The 18,057-nt window shown below is 61.9% G+C and carries 13 protein-coding genes; 7 read left to right on the plus strand and 6 right to left on the minus strand.

The window, feature by feature from the left end; genetic code table 11:
* Positions 1–2 precede the first annotated feature (2 nt).
* The 4 genes from PPGU16_RS28855 to PPGU16_RS28870 all read left to right on the plus strand — a co-directional run bounded on the left by PPGU16_RS28855 (position 3) and on the right by PPGU16_RS28870 (position 5,602).
* The gene (locus PPGU16_RS28855) at positions 3–1,253 is read left to right on the plus strand and encodes an efflux RND transporter periplasmic adaptor subunit (protein ID WP_180726176.1); all 1,251 of its coding nucleotides are present in this window, start codon (positions 3–5) and stop codon (positions 1,251–1,253) included.
* A gap of 19 nt (positions 1,254–1,272) precedes the next feature.
* Positions 1,273–2,733, plus strand: a complete 1,461-nt coding sequence (locus PPGU16_RS28860; RefSeq protein ID WP_180726177.1) for an efflux transporter outer membrane subunit — start codon at positions 1,273–1,275, stop codon at positions 2,731–2,733.
* Positions 2,734–2,849: 116 nt separating this feature from the next.
* On the plus strand, positions 2,850–3,722 hold the full coding sequence (locus PPGU16_RS28865; RefSeq protein WP_180726178.1) for an extracellular solute-binding protein: 873 nt from the start codon (positions 2,850–2,852) through the stop codon (positions 3,720–3,722).
* Positions 3,719–5,602, plus strand: coding sequence for an ATP-binding cassette domain-containing protein (locus tag PPGU16_RS28870; RefSeq protein WP_180726179.1), 1,884 nt, complete (start codon positions 3,719–3,721; stop codon positions 5,600–5,602). Before PPGU16_RS28865 ends, PPGU16_RS28870 begins: the two co-directional genes overlap by 4 nt.
* 14 nt (positions 5,603–5,616) lie before the next feature.
* Here the strand turns inward: PPGU16_RS28870 and PPGU16_RS28875 are convergent, their stop codons facing one another.
* The 6 genes from PPGU16_RS28875 to PPGU16_RS28900 form a co-directional block, all read right to left on the minus strand.
* Positions 5,617–6,594 (minus strand): zinc-binding alcohol dehydrogenase family protein, encoded by a 978-nt coding sequence (locus tag PPGU16_RS28875; protein ID WP_224028795.1) that lies wholly within the window; start codon positions 6,592–6,594, stop codon positions 5,617–5,619.
* A gap of 99 nt (positions 6,595–6,693) precedes the next feature.
* Positions 6,694–7,218 (minus strand): YybH family protein, encoded by a 525-nt coding sequence (locus PPGU16_RS28880; RefSeq protein ID WP_180726180.1) that lies wholly within the window; start codon positions 7,216–7,218, stop codon positions 6,694–6,696.
* A gap of 243 nt (positions 7,219–7,461) precedes the next feature.
* On the minus strand, positions 7,462–8,403 hold the full coding sequence (locus tag PPGU16_RS28885) for a LysR family transcriptional regulator (protein WP_180726181.1): 942 nt from the start codon (positions 8,401–8,403) through the stop codon (positions 7,462–7,464).
* Positions 8,404–8,432: 29 nt separating this feature from the next.
* On the minus strand, positions 8,433–9,785 hold the full coding sequence (locus PPGU16_RS28890; RefSeq protein WP_180726182.1) for a sigma-54-dependent transcriptional regulator: 1,353 nt from the start codon (positions 9,783–9,785) through the stop codon (positions 8,433–8,435).
* A complete protein-coding gene (locus PPGU16_RS28895) occupies positions 9,782–11,704 on the minus strand; it encodes a sensor histidine kinase (protein ID WP_180726183.1) in 1,923 nt (640 codons plus the stop codon). The genes PPGU16_RS28890 and PPGU16_RS28895 overlap by 4 nt, the downstream gene beginning before the upstream one ends.
* A gap of 51 nt (positions 11,705–11,755) precedes the next feature.
* On the minus strand, positions 11,756–13,096 hold the full coding sequence (locus tag PPGU16_RS28900) for an MFS transporter (RefSeq protein ID WP_180726184.1): 1,341 nt from the start codon (positions 13,094–13,096) through the stop codon (positions 11,756–11,758).
* 393 nt (positions 13,097–13,489) lie between these two features.
* Here PPGU16_RS28900 and PPGU16_RS28905 point away from each other — a divergent pair, with 393 nt between their 5' ends.
* From PPGU16_RS28905 to PPGU16_RS28915, 3 genes are all read left to right on the plus strand, one after another.
* Positions 13,490–14,332, plus strand: a complete 843-nt coding sequence (locus tag PPGU16_RS28905; RefSeq protein ID WP_180726185.1) for a MipA/OmpV family protein — start codon at positions 13,490–13,492, stop codon at positions 14,330–14,332.
* 1,172 nt (positions 14,333–15,504) lie between these two features.
* On the plus strand, positions 15,505–16,809 hold the full coding sequence (locus PPGU16_RS28910; RefSeq protein ID WP_180726186.1) for a replication initiation protein: 1,305 nt from the start codon (positions 15,505–15,507) through the stop codon (positions 16,807–16,809).
* Positions 16,810–16,893: 84 nt separating this feature from the next.
* Complete coding sequence (locus PPGU16_RS28915) at positions 16,894–18,045, plus strand: ParA family protein (protein WP_180726187.1); 1,152 nt, start codon at positions 16,894–16,896, stop codon at positions 18,043–18,045.
* Positions 18,046–18,057 lie beyond the last annotated feature (12 nt).

The raw sequence follows: 18,057 nt of genomic DNA on the forward strand, positions 1-18,057 counted from the left end.
TCATGACCACGCCCAATCTGCCGACCGGTCACGAACCGTCGGCCCGCACCGACCTCGCGCTGTCCAACAACGCGCCTTTGCCCAGCAAGAAGCGCTTCGTGCTGCCTGTCGCGCTCGCAGCCGTCGCTGCCGCGCTGCTCGCGATCGGCATCGTGCCGAGGCTGCACGCCAGCACGGCCCTCACGCAGCAGGTCGACGCGCAGCGCTATCTGAGCGTCGACGCGTTGACGCCGACGCGCGCGCCCGCATCGCAGGAACTGCTGTTGCCGGGCAACGTGATGCCGTACGCCGATGCGTCGATCTACGCTCGCACGAGCGGCTACATCCAGCACTGGTACACGGATATCGGCGCGAAGGTCCATGCGGGCCAGACACTCGCCGATATCCAGACGCCCGAACTCGACGCGCAACTGCGTCAGGCGCGCGCCGACGAAGCGAACGCGAAGGCCAATTACAGCTTCGCGAACAGCACGGCGCAGCGGTGGCAAACGATGCTGCAAACACAGTCGGTTTCGCAACAGGACGCGAACGCAAAGACCAGCGACAGCGCGGCGAAGCTCGCGGCATGGCAAGCGGCGCAGGCGAACGTAGCGCGGCTCACCGAGCTGGTGTCGTACGAGAAAGTGACGGCGCCGTTCAATGGCGTCATCACCGCGCGCAAAGTCGATGTCGGCGCGCTGGTGACGGCGGGCGGCTCGCCGGGCATCGCGGCCAACGGCGGCGAGCTGTTTCATATCGAACAGACCGACCGCCTGCGCGTCTATGTCGACGTGCCGCAAAACGACGCGCAGAGCATCGCGCCCGGCACGAAGGTCTATCTGACGACGCAGCAATATCCGGGGCGCCAGTTCGACGCGACCGTCGCGCGCAGCGCCGATTCGATCGACCCCGTCAGCCGCACGCTGCGCGTTGAAGTCGACGTCGACAATCGCGACGGCGCGTTGTTGCCGGGCGCGTACGCGCAGGTTCATCTTGCGCTCGTCACCGCGCATCCCGCGCTCGAAGTGCCCGTCAGCGCGCTGCTGTTCCGGCCGGATGGCGTGACCGTCGCGGTGATCGGCAAGGACGACAAGGTGCAGCTGAGGACGGTGACCATCGGCCGCGATTTCGGCACGTATGTCGAAGTTGCGACGGGGCTCGATGCGACCGACCGCGTCATCAACAATCCCGGCGATGCGATCAGCGACGGCGAAACGGTGCGCATCGCGCCCGCAAAGGCTGCGCAGACGGCAACGTCGGCGAAGCACGGTTAAGCGCGAGGCGAGGCTCATCATGTTCAATGCAAGTGCGTCGCTGGTTCGCAAGTCGGTCGTTATCGCCGTCGCAAGCGCGCTGACCGCGTGTTCGACGCTGCCGAATTATTCGCAGCCGCAAACGGCTGTGCCCGATCATTTCGCAAGCGTGCCGCAACCCTCGGCGGGCTGGACGGTCGCCACGCCCGCCGACGCGCAGTCGCGCGGCCCATGGTGGACGCTCTACGGCGACGACGAGCTGAACCATCTCGAAGCACAGGTCGACGTGTCGAACCAGACCGTGCGCAAGGCCGTCGCGCAACTGGAAGCGGCGCGCGCGATGGTCGATTATCAGCGCGCCGGTTACTCGCCCACTGTGACGGCGGGAACGTCGGCGCAGCGTTTTCGAACCTCGCAGAACGTCGTGCACCGCGGCCTGGCGGGCCATACCGTGCCCGATTTTTCGGTGGGCGTTGCGGCGAGCTGGGAGCCCGATCTGTTCGGTCGTGTCAAGGATGCGACGGTCAACGCGCGCGATAACGCGCAGGCCAGCGAAGCGGATCTGCAATCGGTGCGCCTTGCCGTCGCCGCCGATCTCGCCACCGACTATTTCGATCTGCGCTCGCTCGACCGGCAAAAGAAGCTGCTCGACGATTCCGTCACCGCGTACTCGGCCGCGCTGCGTATCCTGCAACAGCAGTTGAACGACGGCGCAATCGATGCGTCGGCCGTCGCGCAGGCGCAAACGCAACTGGAAAGCACGCGCACGCAGGACAGCGATATCGACGTGCAGCGCGCGCAGCTCGAGCATGCCATCGCGACGCTGATCGGCCAGCCCGCTTCGTCGTTTTCGTTGCCGCCGAAGGTCGAAACCATCGCGCTGCCGCAGATTCCGGCGGGCGTGCCGTCACAATTGCTGGAGCGCCGTCCCGACATCGCCGCCGCCGAACGGCGCGTGGCCGCGGCGAATGCGCAGATCGGCCAGGCGCGCGCGGCGTTCTATCCGAATCTCACCCTGTCGGCGACAGCGGGGCTCGAAAGCACGTTCTTTGCGCCGTGGCTCACTGCGTCGAGTCTGTTCTGGTCGCTTGGCTCGCAGATCGCGGGCACGCTGTTCGACGGCGGACGCCGCAGCGCGGCGCTGAAGGGCGCGAACGCGCAGTATGACGGTACGGTCGCGGATTATCGGCAGACGGTGCTGGTCGCGTTCCAGCAGGTCGAAGATCAACTGTCGTCGCTCGATACGCTCGCGAACGAGGCCGACAGCCAGCAACGCGCGACGAAAGCCGCGGACCTCTCGCTGAAACTGACGTCCAACCGCTTTCAGGCAGGCGCAGTCAATTACCTCGATGTCGTCACCGCGCAGACCATCGCGCTATCCAATGAACGTACGGCCGAGCAGATCGACGCACGACGTATCGACGCGAGCGTGCAACTGCTGAAGGCGCTCGGCGGCGGCTGGGATCGCGCGTCGCTGACGGATGCGCACGCAACGGATTGACAACCGCCAGCGCACACGCGGCGTGCGAATTTGCGCTATCGCGTGTTGTCTCGACTGCAGCGTCAATGACGGTCGTCGTAATATATGGCCATTCATAACGCAACGGGGAAATCGTGATGCGCAAGCTGTTGTTGTCGGGAATCGTTTTGACGGGTCTGCTTTTCACAGGCGCCGCTTCCGCCGATGAAGGCAAGGTCGAGGTGCTGTACGCGGGTTCGCTGGTGAATCTGATGGAACGCAGCGTCGGCCCAGCTTTCGAAAAGGAAACAGGTCTGCATTTTCAGGGCTATGCGGCGGGCTCGAACCTGATCGCCAATCAGATCAAGGGCAAGCTGCGGCGCGGTGATGTGTTCATCAGCGCGAGCCCGACGGTCAACCCGGGGTTGATGGGTGCCGCGAATGGCGATCATGTGTCGTGGTACGTGACGTTCGCCGAGTCGCCGCTGATGATCGGCTACAACCCGCAAAGCCGCTTCGCCGCCGACTTCAAGAAGAAGCGCTGGGATGCCGTGCTGCAGGAGCCGGGCATTCGCATCGGGCGCACCGATCCGAAGCTCGATCCGAAGGGCGCCTTCACGGTCCAGATGATGACCAAAGCGGCTGATCTGTATAAACAGCCGGACCTCGTCGAAAAGACGCTCGGCGACCCGGAGAACCCGGCGCAAGTGTTGCCCGAAGAGACGCTGGTCGGGCGGCTGCAATCGGGTCAGCTCGATGCAGGCTTCTTCTATTCGACGGAAACGTCCGATCTGAAGATTCCCGCGCTGCGCCCTGCGCCCGAACTTCAGGCGAAAGCCAGCTACACGCTGACCATCCTCAACGACGCGCCCAATCAGGCCGGCGCGGCGCGCTTCGTCGACTTTCTGCTGAGCGCGTCGGGCCGCGCGTTGCTGAAGCAGCATGGCGTCGATATCGTCAAGCCGGTCGTGACGGGTAACGCGCAGGCTGTGCCCTCGTCCGTGCAAGCCGTGCTCGACGCCGCGCAATGACACGCAAGACTGCCCGGCCGCTGCTGTGGCTTGCCTGCCTGCTCGCCGTCTATCTGTGTGCGCCGTTCATCGCGAGCATTCCACAGGTCGGCCACGCGGACTGGACGGGCGTCGACTGGCGCGGCACGTGGTCGGCCGTCGCGGTGTCGGCGGGCAGCGCGAGCGTCGCGGCGCTCGTGATCCTGATAGGCGCCGTGCCGCTCGGCTACTGGCTGTCGCGCTCGACATCACGCGGCATGGCGCTGCTCGGCTTTATCGTGCAGTTGCCGCTGGCGCTGCCGCCGCTGACGAGCGGCATTCTGCTGCTGTTTCTGCTCGGACCGTATAGCTGGCTCGGTCGACTGACGAACGGCGCGCTCACCGATTCGTTCGCGGGCATCGTGCTCGCCGAAACGTTCGTGGCCGCGCCGTTCCTGATCGTCGCGGCGCGCTCGGCGTTCGCCGCGATCGATCCCGTCTACGAAGACGTCGCGGCCACGCTCGGACATCGCGCGGCAAGCCGCTTTTTCCGCGTGATGCTGCCCATCGCCTGGCCGTCGATCCGCGCCGGTCTGGTGCTCGCGTGGCTGCGCGCATTCGGCGAGTTCGGCGCGACAGTGATGGTTGCCTATCATCCGTATTCGCTGCCCGTGTACACGTACGTCGTGTTTGGCGGCCAGGGCTTGCCCGCGATGATGCCGCTGTTGCTGCCGACGCTCGTCATCGCCGTGTTGTGCGCGGCGCTTTCGGTGGCGTGGCGTGACGGCCGTTCGAGCCTGTTCGACATGGCAGAAAACGGCGATGCCGCGGACCAGCAGACGCAGAGCGAAGCGCGCCCTACCCTGCCGAATCCGCGTCTTGCGTTCGCGCTCAGGCGTCATCTCGGCGCATTCGATCTCGACATCGAATGGACGCCTTCGACGCGGCGGCTCGCGATCATCGGCCCGTCGGGCTCCGGTAAATCGCTGGCATTGAAGCTGATTGCCGGGCTCGAACGCAATGAAGCGGGCTTCGTGCACTTCGGCGAAACGCAACTGGACGCGCTGCCGCCCGAGCAGCGTCACATCGGCTACGTGCCGCAAGATTACGGGCTGTTTCCGCACATGACGCTGGCGCGGCAGTTGTCGTTTCCCGTCGACGCGGATGCCGCGAGCGCGCGCTACTGGGTCGAGCATCTCGGGCTGTCGGCGTTGATGGGGCGCTTGCCGCGTCAGCTGTCGTTCGGTCAGCGGCAGCGCGTCGCGCTGGCGCGCGCACTTTCGCGGCACAGCCAGCTCCTGTTGTTCGATGAGCCGTTTTCCGCACTCGATACGCCGCGCCGTCGCCGGTTGCAACAGGCGCTGCGCGCCTTGCAGCGCGAAATTTCGGCCGTCACCGTGCTCGTTACGCACGATCCCGACGAAGCCGCGCTGCTCGCGGATGAAGTGCTCGTCATCGAACGCGGGCGCGTGCTGCAGGCAGGCGCCGTCGATCACGTGTTCCGTCAGCCCGCGTCGTTGCAGGTCGCGGCGCTGCTTGGGTTGCATAACGTCGGGGAAGGCGCGATACGCGCGCCCGGCTCGATCGAAACCGCGTCGGGACTTGCAATCGACACGGCTGACCGCGCCATTCCCGTCGGTCAGCAGGTGATGTGGCGTGTCGCGCCGTCTTCGATTGCGATCGTCGCGGACGGCGCGCACGCCGGGACCATCGATTCCGTCGAGCTAAGGCACGGCGATCTGTTCGCGGTCGCGGAGATCGGCGGCATGCGTTTCGATATCGCTTGCGATGGCGAACCGGCGCATCTGCTGCAACGCGGTCCCGCGCGCTTTGCAATCGATCCGCGCGGCGTCAGCGTCTGGACGAGCGGTGCGCGCGTCATGCCGCAAGAAAACGTGTTGTCGGCTGCTGCTCATCAGTAGGCAAAGCCGTCGCGTCAGGTCAGCACGACGATCTTGCCGTTCGCTTCGTTTCGTTCCATGCAGCGATGCGCCTCGACAATCTCGTCCAGCCGAAACACCTTGCCGACATTGATGCGCAACTGGCCTCGCTCGATCATGCGAATCAGGCGTGCAAACGGTGTCGTGACGAATTCCTGTGCACCGCCGTCGTAGACGGTCAGCTTCACCGTGCTCGGAATGGCCTCCAGCGGATCGAAGTCGTCGAACGTCCACGCGTTGCCGACGATGCCCGTCATGCAGACCAGTCCATTCGGTCGCGCGCAACGCAGCGAGTCTTTCAAGGTCGTCGTCCCGACCAGGTCGAGCACCTTGTCGACGCCACCGCCCGCCAGTGCTTTGACTTCCTCGGCGATGCTGCCGGAATCGATCACGACTTCGTCGACGCCGTTTTGCAGCAGAAATGCGCCTTTGGATGTGTTGCGGGTGGTCGAGATCACGTATGCGCCCGCATGCTTCGCTAGCGCTGCGGCTGCCAGGCCGACGGAAGTCGTCCCGCCACGGATCAGCAAACGGTCTCCGTGTTGCAGTCCAAGTGCCCGCGATAGCGATCCCCACGCTGTTTGCAGCATCTCGGGCAACGCGCCGAGCTTTTCCCACGGCAGGACCGCGTCGAATTTCTGGATCTGGCTAGCCGGCACGCAGGTGTACTCCGCGTAGCCGCCATCGAACTGACGCCCCATGCCGCCCATCGCCGTCGCGACGACATCGTCTCTCTGGAATTCGCCGCCGGGCGCTTCTTCGACGACACCGACGGCTTCTATCCCCAGGACGCGTGGAAAGCTCACGTCCGGTGACAACCCGCGGCGCGTAAAGAGTTCGGAACGGTTCAGACCGAACGCCTTGACGCGAATCAGAACCTGGCCGGCTTTGGGCACGGGCACCATGCGTTCTTCGAGCCTTAACACCTCCGGTCCGCCTGGTGCACGGATGACTGCAGCCGTCATCGTCGCCATGACTGTCTCCCTTGTGTAGTTTTCCGGATGCCGATTCGACATCCGGTTACGAGCATGATCTGTTGTTCCCGTCGTGTTGCCGTGCTTCTTTACCCGGACTCAGCCCTCGCCCTGCTTCGGGTCCGTGTTGAACATATAAAGAATGATTTTCCATTGGCCATCCTGTCGACGCAGCACGAACAGCTCGCGATTGTGATCGGCGACTTTCTTGCCTTTCTCGATGTAGGTCGCGCCGACGTGATGATGCGTGCGCACGATGCCGATGTCGCCATCTACGTCGATCGCGTCGTAGGCAAACTGCGTGGAAAAGTTCACTTTCCGGAATAGCGCGTTATAGCCGTCGATCTTTTGCTGTCGGGTCGCATACGTCGTCTTGTCGTTCCACTCGGCGACACTGTTGTCCGCGAACAGATTCACGATCGCGTCGGTATCCTTCGTGTTCAAGCCGTTCTGATAGCGATCGACCACGTCATAGACTTCTCTTTGCCGCGCGAGCACCTGCGGATCAGTCGAGAAAGGCAGGTCTTCCGACAGCGCCGATAACGGTATGGCAAGGCACCCTGCCGTCAGCACGCCCAGCACGACGCGTCTACCACACGCGACGAAGCAATTACGGTTATTCATAGTTTTCTTCTCCTGTAACGATGCTCATCCGACCAAGAAAAGGCTTCCATGATGTAAATCATGAAAGCACCATGTTTTGACATCGATTCACGACAGGTGCATGTAGCGAACGCCCTACATGCCCGCGCTTCGATACTGCGCACTGCAGAGAATAATCAGAGCGCATCTGAAGAGAAAGACGAGGGAAATCGAAACTGAAGTTCGGTTTGACCGAACGCTCCGAGACCGTGTGTCTGCACGGTTTTACTTGCTGGCTTGACTCTTCACGACACCCGCAGCGACCAGTTGGGAATCCCAGCTCGCGGGGTGGCCAATATGTTCCGCCAGCAACTCGATGAGTGCATGAATTCTGAGCGGTGTGCGAACGGCCTTTCGATAGACCGCGGAAATATGCCCGCCCTGAGGCGGATAGTGCTGTAGTACCGGAACCAGATCGCCGGAAAGAAGGGAATCGGCTGCGACGAAGGTCGGCAGTATGGCAAGGCCCAAGCCTGCGCGCGCGCCCTCCAGCAACATCTGTTCGGAGTCGGCACGCATGCGCGTCCTGATACGGAACGACTGCCGCCTTCCGTCTACGGCCAGACTCCACATCCCGTTCGGCTCACGGTGGTAATAGTTGACGCCGTAGTGATTCGCGAGATCGCGCGGGTGCGTCGGCGTGTCATAACGTTCGAGATAAGCGGGACTCGCGCAAATCAAACAGTGATACATCGTGATCGGTCGCGCGATGAGGCTGCTGTCGGGCAGTTCGCCCATGCGGATGGCAACGTCGTACTGGCCGTCCTGCATGCTGACGAACCGGTCTTGCGCTTCGATATCGAGTTGCAAATCCGGGTGCTGTCCGGCGAACGTGGACAATAGCGCGCCAATGCGGCGCGTCAGCAACGTCAAAGGAACCGCAATCCGCAAAGGTCCGCGAAGACTGCCCTGAGTCTCCTGAACCGAGTCTTCCGCAAGCTTCACGTCCTGCAGCACGCGCGATGCGCTTTCGTAGAACACACCGCCCGCAATCGTCATTCGCAGCGGGCGGTCGCGCTCCAGCAATGCGCAGCCAAGCCGTCGTTCCAGTTGACGTATGCGCGTGCTGACGATGGACTTCGTCGTCCCGAGTCTGCGTGCTGCCTCAGAAAAGCTCGATGCGTCGACAACGGACACAAACGTGACCATGTCCACGAACTTGTTCATTGACGCTCCCGAATTGCAGTGTCACGCCTTCACGGATGTGACGCCTGGCGGAACGCGTTGGGGTCGATGCCATGACGCGTAATCTTGTCGTATAGCGTTTTACGCGGCAAGCCCAGCTGTTCAGCAGCCCGGATCACCTGTCCGCCTGCACTGCGCAGGGCTTCTTCGATATAGCCGCGCTCCGCGCGCACCATCCGCGATGCGAGCGAATCGGCGCCCGCGGGAGGCTGCGGCAAGCCGTCATCGAGGCCGAGGGTAAAACGCTCCGCCACGTTCTTCAGTTCGCGGACGTTGCCCGGCCAGTCGTGCAGTTGCCAGCGCATCATGTCTTCCGACGTCCACGCGGGTTCGGGTTTGCCGTAGCGGGCGCACGCTGCCCGCACGAAATGGGCGAACAGTTCCGGAATATCGTCGGCGCGCTGCCGCAGCGGAGGCAGTTCGATCGAAACGACGTTGAGCCGGTAGTACAGGTCGGCGCGGAAATGGCCTTGATCGGAAAGCTGTTTGAGGTCCTGTTTGACGGCAGCGATGACGCGCACATCGATCGTCACGGACGTGTTGCTGCCGAGCCTTTCGATGGAGCGCTCCTGAAGCGCGCGCAACAGTTTGGCCTGCAGCGCGAGCGGCATCGTTTCGAGTTCGTCGAGGAAGAGCGTCCCGCCGTTCGCGTATTCGAACTTGCCGATTCTGCGTTGCTGCGCGCCTGTAAACGCTCCCGGCTCGTGACCGAAGATTTCGCTTTCGAATACCGCTTCCGGTAACGCTGCGCAGTTCAGCGCCACGAACGGGCCTGTGCGGCGGCTTGCCGTATGGAGCGTTCGCGCCAGCACTTCTTTTCCCGAACCCGTCTCGCCGACGATCAACACGTCGGCGCCCGTCGGTCCGATTGCATCGATCAGACTGTGGATACGCTGCATCGGCGCAGACCTGCCAAGCAGGGTCCGTTCGCTGCTCAGTTGCGCGCGCAGGCTGCGATTCTCGGCGACGAGCTTGCGATGCTCCAGCGCGCGTCGCACGGTATCGAGCAGCCGCTCCGAGTGAAACGGCTTTTCGATGAAATCGTAAGCGCCCGAACGCATGGCGCCGACGGCCATCGCGACATCGCCGTGACCGGTTGTCAGGATCACGGGCAGGTCGGCGCAGTCGGGGCGTGCCTTGATGCTGTCCAGCAACGTGAGGCCGTCGATGCCCGGCAAGCGGACATCGCTCACGATCACCGCCGGCGGCGCCTGCCTGAGCGCGGCGAGCGCGCTTTCGGCATCGGCGAATTCACGCACGGCGATGCCTTCCAGCGACAAGGCCTGCGTGCAACCGAGCCGCACGACAGGATCGTCTTCAACCACGTAGACCAGCATGCTGGCGAAATTATCGGGCGAGTTCATAGCCGGGTTGTGACCTTTTCCGTGACGCGCTGCAATTCGACGACGAAGACCGCGCCACCCAATCCTGAATCCACGTCGCGGCTGTTTTTCGCTTCAAGGCGACCGCCGAATTCATCGACGATGGCCTGCGAGATGACGAGTCCGAGCCCCAAGCCTTTTCCCGACGCCTTGGTCGTATAGAACGGCTCGAATAGCCGCGACATCGTCTGCGGTGCGATGCCGGGACCGCTGTCGGCAATACTGATGCGCACGCGCGTCTCGACGACCTCGGTCGTGACGCGCACTTCGCGCCGCGCTGCGGAGGCCGCGCTTGCATCGATTGCATTGGTCAACAGATTCATGAAGACCTGCTCGATCCGTATCGGACTGGCGAGCACGACGACGTCCTCCGGTACGGACGCCACGCGTACCGTGACGCCCGCCGCCTTGCGATGCGATTCGATCAGCGCGAGCGCCTGTTGCAACGAGTCGGCGATCACGACAGGCTCCCTGCTGGTGGCGTCGTTTCGGGCAAAAGCTTTGACATGCGAAATGATCTTGCCCATCCGGGCGGCCAGTTCGTTGATGAGCGTCAGGTTTTTCTTCAGATCCTCCGGACGATCGAGTTCGGTCATCCGGATCGCGTTGCTGGACAGCGTCATGACGGCCGCAAGCGGCTGATTCAGCTCGTGCGTGATGCCCGCCGCCATCTGGCCGAGGGCCGCGAGCTTGCCCGCCTGGATCGCCGTGTCGCGCGTATCGCGCAGAATGCGGCGCGCGTCGTCGAGTGCGTCGACCTTTTCTTCCAGCGCGGCGTTGGCCTGAGTCAGTTCGGCCGTGCGTTCCGCAATGCGTTGTTCGAGGTCGCGCTGCGCCTGCTGCAGTGCCGTCCGCGCGCGTAGCCGTTCCTGGTTCCGGCTGTTGCGCAGACGCGCGGCCGCAATGAGCGCGAACACGAGCGCCGTGGCCGCGCCGGCGCTGATGGCGACGAACATCGCGCTGCGCTCGTCGTCGGCGTCGTCGGTCAGGATCGCCACCTTCCATCCGAGCGGTCCAACAGTGCGGTAATGCACATGAAACCACTTCGACCCTTGCCCCGGAGGCGCGACGAATAGTTTGTCGGGACCGATCTGTTGTTCGGATGCGCGTTGCTCGCTGTTGGCGCGGTCCGCCGTTGCAGCCCGCGTGGAAAGCGCGGCGAGCGCCGCGTCGCCGTATTGCTGCGTCTGCTGGAGCGCATGCCGCGCCGCATCCGATAGCGGCGCCAGCGCCCGGTAACGCCATGCGGGGACGGACGAGAGAAACGCGACGTTGTCCCGATCGACGAACAGCACGATGTCGCCGCTCTTCGCCAGCTCACGCTCGTAGCCATCCAGCGATGCCTTGATCGCGACCACGCCCACCACCCGTCGGGCCGCACCTGAGCCGTCGCTGACAGGTACGGCCAGAAAGTACCCGGCCTTCTTCGTCGTGTTGCCCACGCCGTAGAAGCGCCCCGTGCCGCGCTTCATCGCATCGATGAAATAGGGGCGAAATGCGTAGTCGAAACCCACGAAGCTGCCCTCTTCGTCCCAGTTGCTGGCGGCCAGCGTTTTGCCGCTCATGTCCATCACGTACGCAGCGGACAGATCGGCATTCGACTGGACTGCTTTCAGATAGGCGTTCGCCGCGCGCTGCAGCGCGGGATCGTCGGGCTTCGCAAGCAGGCGCGGAAGCACGGGATCGAGCGCAGCGATGCGCGGCAGCGACTCGTAGCGCGCCAGTTGTGACTCGAGCGTCAATGCGTAGAGAGACGCGCGCTGCGCCACTTCGTTTGCGTGCGCCCGCGAGTAGTAGTGCAGCGCGGCGACGTAGGCAAGTGCCGCTGTCGCGATGCAGCACGCGAGCACCGCGACAACCGTTGCTACGTGCCGCATCCGCCTCAAAGGATGCGTTGTCATGATGCCGTGTCCGCGTGAAGTCGGACACCAATGGCGATCTTTGGCAGAACGTCAGTCCTTGATGAGCGAGTGCTTGCCCGTGTCTCGCATGCAGAGGTACACCACCAATGAGCAGAAAATCGCAGCCGTGACATACCAGTAGAAGAGCGGTTCATGTCCTGCCTGTTTGAGCCATAGCGCCAGATATTCGGCCGTGCCGCCGAAGATGGATACGGTCAGAGCATAAGGAAGTCCCACGCCCAACGCACGGATTTCCGCCGGGAACAGTTCCGCCTTGACGACCGCGTTGATCGACGTATAGCCCGACACGATCACCAGCGCGGCCATGATCAGGAAGAAGGCAACCCACGCGTCGTGCGTCTGGCTGATGGCCGTCATGATCGGCACGGTGAACAGGGTGCCGAGCACGCCGAACGTGATCAGAACAGGCCGGCGCCCGATCCGGTCGGATATCGATCCGACGATCGGCTGCAGAATCGCGAACAGGAAAAGCGAGGCCGCGGAAACGAGCGTCGCGTCGTGCTTGCTCATGCCGACCGTGTTCACGAGGAATTTCTGCATGTAGATCGAGTACGTGTAGAACGCGATCGTGCCGCCCATCGTCAGCCCGACGACGGTCAAGACCGCGCGCGGGTGCTTGCGCAATTCGGCGAGCGTGCCGCGCCGGTCCTTCTTGTGTTTGGCCTTTTCGAACTCACCGGTTTCTTCCATCGTCGTGCGCAGGCGCATCGCGGCCAGCGCGGCGGCCGCGCCGACGAAGAACGGAATGCGCCAGCCCCAGCTTTCGAGTTGCTGCGTCGTCAGAAGGAACTGCTGCAGGACCACGAGCAGCGCCAGCGCGAGAAGCTGTCCGGCGATGAGCGTCACGTACTGGAAGCTCGAGTAGAAGCCGCGATCCTTCGCGGTGGCGACCTCGCTCAGATAAGTCGCCGATGTGCCGTACTCGCCACCCACGCTCAAGCCCTGCAGCAGGCGCGCGACGACCAGCAGCGCGGGCGCGGCCACGCCGATCGCGTCATAACTCGGGCACAGCGCGATGATGAGCGAACCGAAGCACATCAGCACCACTGAAACCAGCAGGGCCGAGCGCCGTCCGTGGCGGTCCGCGTAAATGCCCATCAGCCAGCCGCCGATCGGCCGGGCAAGAAAGCCGACCGCGAACACGGCAGCCGTATTGAGCAACTGGGCAGTCTGGTTCCCGGCAGGAAAGAACGAACGCGCGAAGTACAAGGCAAAGGCCGAGTACACATACCAGTCATACCACTCGATCAGGTTGCCGGCGGACCCGGAGAAGATCGACCTGAGGCGTCGAAGGCGGTCGCTGGATGCGGAGGGGGCGATTGATTGAGGCTGGGTGGCGCGCGCGCCTGCTTCCGTGTAGCTGGGATCCATAAGCGTCTCCTTGGGTTTTATCGGATGCCGCTCGATGCGGCGTGCCCGTCTTTGCAACTCCGATGCCAATGTCGCGCTCGTTGGGCGCGCATTTAACCCATTGTTTTCCTTAGATTTTTCTGTAATCGCGAACTGCCAGGCGTCGACGCCTGTGCGGATCTCCGGAATCTGGCGGTCTGGATGTGCGGCGAATCGCTCACGTGATCGCTACGCAGAAAGGAATGCGAGCGGTTTCGAAGGAGGTGCATAGATGCACGCGCGAGCCCGCAATTCATTGAGGGTCAGGTATGGCGCTTGCTGAATCCCCGCCGGATTCCCTTTTCCTAAATGAACACGTTATGTGTGGCCGCAACGGACCGCGTCCGCGATTCATAACCCAAGACGTTCGTCGACATGACAAAGCTACCGGTCTACGCCAGCCTCGCCTATCTCATCTGCAACGCGCCAGCCGCCATGGCGCAAACGCCCTCGCCGCTCGGCGAATGGCAATACTCCGCGGGCATCCCGCTCGAAAAGCTGTTCCAGCCGACCAACCGGCCTGACTGGGAAGTGCGGATCGGCATCGGTTCAACGTTCGAGCCGCGCTATGACGGTTCCGACCGCTATCACACGCTGATTGGGCCTAGCACCGACATCCGCTACAAGGACCTCGCTTTTCTGTCGACAGGCGAAGGACTGGGCGTCAATGTCTTGCAAGGCCCCAACTGGCGCGTGAGTATCTCGGCTGTCTACGATCTCGGCCGTCGCGCGCACGACGATCCTTCACGGCTCGACGGCCTTGGCAATATCAATCCAGCGCCCGAGGCCAAGCTGGCCGGGGAATATGTGATCTCGAAGGAGTTTCCGCTGGTGTTTCGCGGCGCGGTGACGCGTAGCTTCGGCGGGTCCAACGGATGGGTCGCGGACCTCGGCGCGTACATGCCGTTGCCGGGCAGTTCGGAGAGTTTCTTCTGGTTCGCCGGTCCGTCGGTGACCTTCGCCGACTCGAAATATATGAATAGCTGGTTCGGCGTGAATGCGATGCAGGCCGCGAATTCCCGATACTCGCAGTACGACGCCAGTGCGGGGCTGAAATCGGCAGGGTTCGGCGTGACGATGATCTGGTTCGTCAACAAGCATTGGTTCGTCACGGCGGATGGCGCGCTCAAGAGGCTGTTGGGCAGCGCAGCCAACAGTCCGATCACGCAGACGAAGACGGGCGGCGTATGCGATGTGTCGATTAACTATCAGTTTTAGGCGTTTCTGATCCCGGTTCGCGCTTCGGGGAATTGTCGTAGTGCGGACAGGAGATGGGTCTCGGACGAATGGTTTTGGCAGATTCTGGTGCCTCGGATTACTTGGTGATCCTTATGGTTTATTTTTTTGGACGGCGCGTGGCGAGGGTTCGGCTGTCGGTTTGCATCTCGATTTTCTGATCGCTTTTTTGATTTTAGGGTCGTCGCTCGCGTGAATGCGAGCACTTTCGGAGCAAAAATTGGGAGTTGCGACAGGGTCATGCCTTAAGTTTCTATCGTGTGCGACCTGATTTTTGCGTTACGCGGGCGTCGGAACGTGATTATTTACCGTAAATAGCGGGCTGATCGGCCTAATGTCCCCGCTTGGGGTGACCTCCGCTGCTGTGGGCAGTCATCTGTCCGCAGTTCGTGTCAATGTCCCCATCTGGGGCGGCCCTCGCAAGCGGTTTCCAGGAAGCGCGGTGTCTCTGGCGCCGTCGAAGGCTGTTAGGGCCCGCGGAAAGCCCGTTTCGTGGCGTCATTGCGGCAGAATTGGGCCAATGTCCCCATTCGGGGTGTCGAGCACGGATGCAGGGGCCATCCCGTCCTATTGTCCCCAACTGGGGCGAAAGGTCGAGGCGATCGCCGAACTGGCTGGCACTTATTTACGATAAATACGTCTGCTGAAAATTTGTGATTCCGCGATCTGCAGAAATTGCGTTTTGCACTCAGTGAGTTAGGTCTGGTTGCTGTTAACGCTTCGAGCTTTTTGTGCGCTTTCGACCCAGCTCGGTTTTGGCCTTGCAAGCTAATCTCTCGATAGAGAGCAGCAACAAAATCTGCGGGATTGTCCCCGTATGGGGTGTATTGAGGTTTGTATACCGTTTGGTAAACAACGTTTACTTCGTTTACACACCTAGAACCCTTATCCAATAAGGCTTCCCAGAGGTAAACGTCCCCGGTTGGGGCGTTTACCGTCCCTATCTGGGGTGTCATTCCCGACTATACGTCCCCCTCTGGGGCGTTTCGCGACCCCAAATGCGGCGGAAGCGTCCCCGTTTGTGGTGAATCGATCGAAACGGGTGTGGATAGGTCTCGTCGAGCAACGCGAATTGGGACGTTTCGACTTTCTCGACGAACAGATGTCCCGCATGGTGATTGCGCTGTGGGGTCATTTAGAGCACAATCCCGGGCATGCCCAGATCTTCGCCGACTGAGGTTCGTACTGAAAGCGTCAAAAAGCACGTGGCGGCCATCCACACGAGCGGCGAACTTTCGCTGCTCGAGCGGAAGCTGTCCAACGTGCTGCTACTGCATTCATACGACAACCTTCTGAACACGAGAACCCACCGTCTACCGGTGCGGACGCTCATGCTCGTGCTTGGTTGGACGGAAAGCGAAAACACCGAAAAGCTACGGGAAGCGCTCAGGCAGCTCGCCACCACCGCCGTCGAATTCAACGTCATGGACGACGGCCGGGAACGGTGGAGCGTCATGCCTATTCTGTCGTTCGCGGAGATTCGCGCGGGTGTCTGCTCCTATCGCTACGACGAGGCACTCGCAGAAAAGCTCTACGATCCGTCGATTTACGCGACCGTCAATCTGGGCGTGCAGCGCAAATTCTCGAAGTCCCATGCATTGACGCTTTACGAAAACTGCCTGCGTTTTCAAAAGGTTGGCTCGACCGGCTGGATCGAACTGCCCGTCCTTCGGAAACTTCTGGGTGCGACCCAGGAGTATTACGACGATTTTCGTCGTCTGAACAGCAAGGTGATTCAGAAGGCCGTGAAGGAGATCAACGACGTCTCAGATATCAACGTCGACGTCGAATATCAGCGGCTCGGGCGGTCAGTAACGGGTGTGAAGTTTCTTATCCGGCAAGGCGCGCAGCAGTCGCTTCTTACGCCTGAAACAGAAGACGAGTTTGCGCACGTCCGTGACAGCGAGATCTATCGGAAGCTTCGGGCGCACGGGATTGGCGACAAGCTGGCGCTCAGCTTCGTCATCGAGGATGAGGAGCGGGCACGCCTGGTTGTCCAGTTGGCGGAAGAGAAAGACCGCAAAGGTCAGATCAAGCGTTCTACGGCCGGCTTCATTCGCACGCTGATCGAAAACAAAGCAGACGTTTCTGAGCCGGAATACGAGAAAGAAAAGCGCGAGAAGGCTCAGAAGCAGGCGGCAGCAGCGCGCTCGCGCACGCTCGATGCGCGCATGCAGGAATTGCGGATCGACTTCGATCGCCTCCAGTGCGCCGCGGCCGTCAAGGCACTGACGCAGGATGAGAAGCGCGCGTATGCCCGTCAGTTCGTCGAAGGCGACGGAGCCAAGTACGCGCGTGAGTTCCGCCCGGACAGTCCGGGGCTGTTTTCCGGCTCCGTTGGCCGTGTGAATTTCGCGTCCTGGCTGAGAAACCGCGTGCGTCCGGAATTCGACGCGACAAAGTTCGACGGTTGGCTTGCTGAGAATCACCAGGAAGTTTCTTTACAACGGAATTCTTAAAAATACCAAATTTCCGTTGAATGGATGGCTTTCTGTCGAGCCATCTGATATAAGCTGACTGCATCGTCTTTCGCGGATCAGCTAATGAACATCACTATTCAAGATATCGTCGATCAGGCCGCTCGCGCGACTGACATCGTCTCGCAGGTTCGGGGTCGCATGCTGGCTCCGAATGCACGCAAAAACCCTCCTGTTTTCAACGCTTCACAGCTCGCCGCGCTGTGTGAAGTCGACAAGAGTCAAATCACCTATCGCACGTCGAAGGGCGACCTTCCCCCCGGCACCGTCAACGCGACGGGCTCGCGGCGCGAATTCTCCTTGCTGGAAGCCCGCGAATGGGTCCGCGCGTACCGCAGCAACGCGCTGCGGCCGGCGAAGGCACCAGCCATGACGGTCGCTATCGGTAACTTCAAGGGCGGCGTCAGCAAAACAACCACGGCGATGACGCTCGCACAGGGCTTGAGTCTGCGCGGTCACCGCGTGCTCGTGATCGATACCGATCCGCAGGGGTCGCTGACCACGCTGTTCGGCATTCTTCCTGATACGGAAGTCGAGGAAGATTCCACGATCACGGCTCTCGCGACGGGCGATCAAACGAGCATCGAATACGCGATCCGCGAAACGTATTGGGATGGCATCGATCTGGTGCCGGCTTCGTCTTCGCTCTTCAACGTCGAATTCATTTTGCCGAGCCGGCAGATGAAGGAGCCGGACTTCGAATTCTGGAATGTGCTGAACACGAGCCTCGAGCAGGCGCGCAGCAACTATGACGTGATCATCATCGACACGCCGCCGGCGCTGAGCTACGGCACCGTCAATGCGTTCATGGCCGCGGATGGCCTGATCGTGCCGACGCCGCCGAACGCACTCGACTTCGCCAGCTCGGCGCAATTCTGGACACTCTTTAGCGATCTCGCCTCGAACCTCACGGCGGAAACGAACACGGACAAATCGTTCGAGTTCATTCACGTGCTGCTTTCGCGCGTGGACCCCGCCGATGCAGCAGCGGGCGTCGTCAGGGAATGGATCTCGGCGACGTATGCAGAAAAGGTTCTGCCCGTCGAGATTCCTAAGACGGCGGTCACGGCGGCAAGCTCGGCTGAGTTCGGCACCGTGTACGACATCTCCCGCTACGACGGCAACGCGAAGACCTATCGAAGGGCGCGCGAGGCGTATGACCGTGTGACGGAGATTGTCGAGCAATCCATTGTGGCCTTCTGGGCGAAGTCAGAATAAAGGGAGGAGTAA

The sequence above is a fragment of the Paraburkholderia largidicola genome (assembly GCF_013426895.1).
Taxonomy (GTDB): Bacteria; Pseudomonadota; Gammaproteobacteria; order Burkholderiales; family Burkholderiaceae; genus Paraburkholderia; species Paraburkholderia largidicola.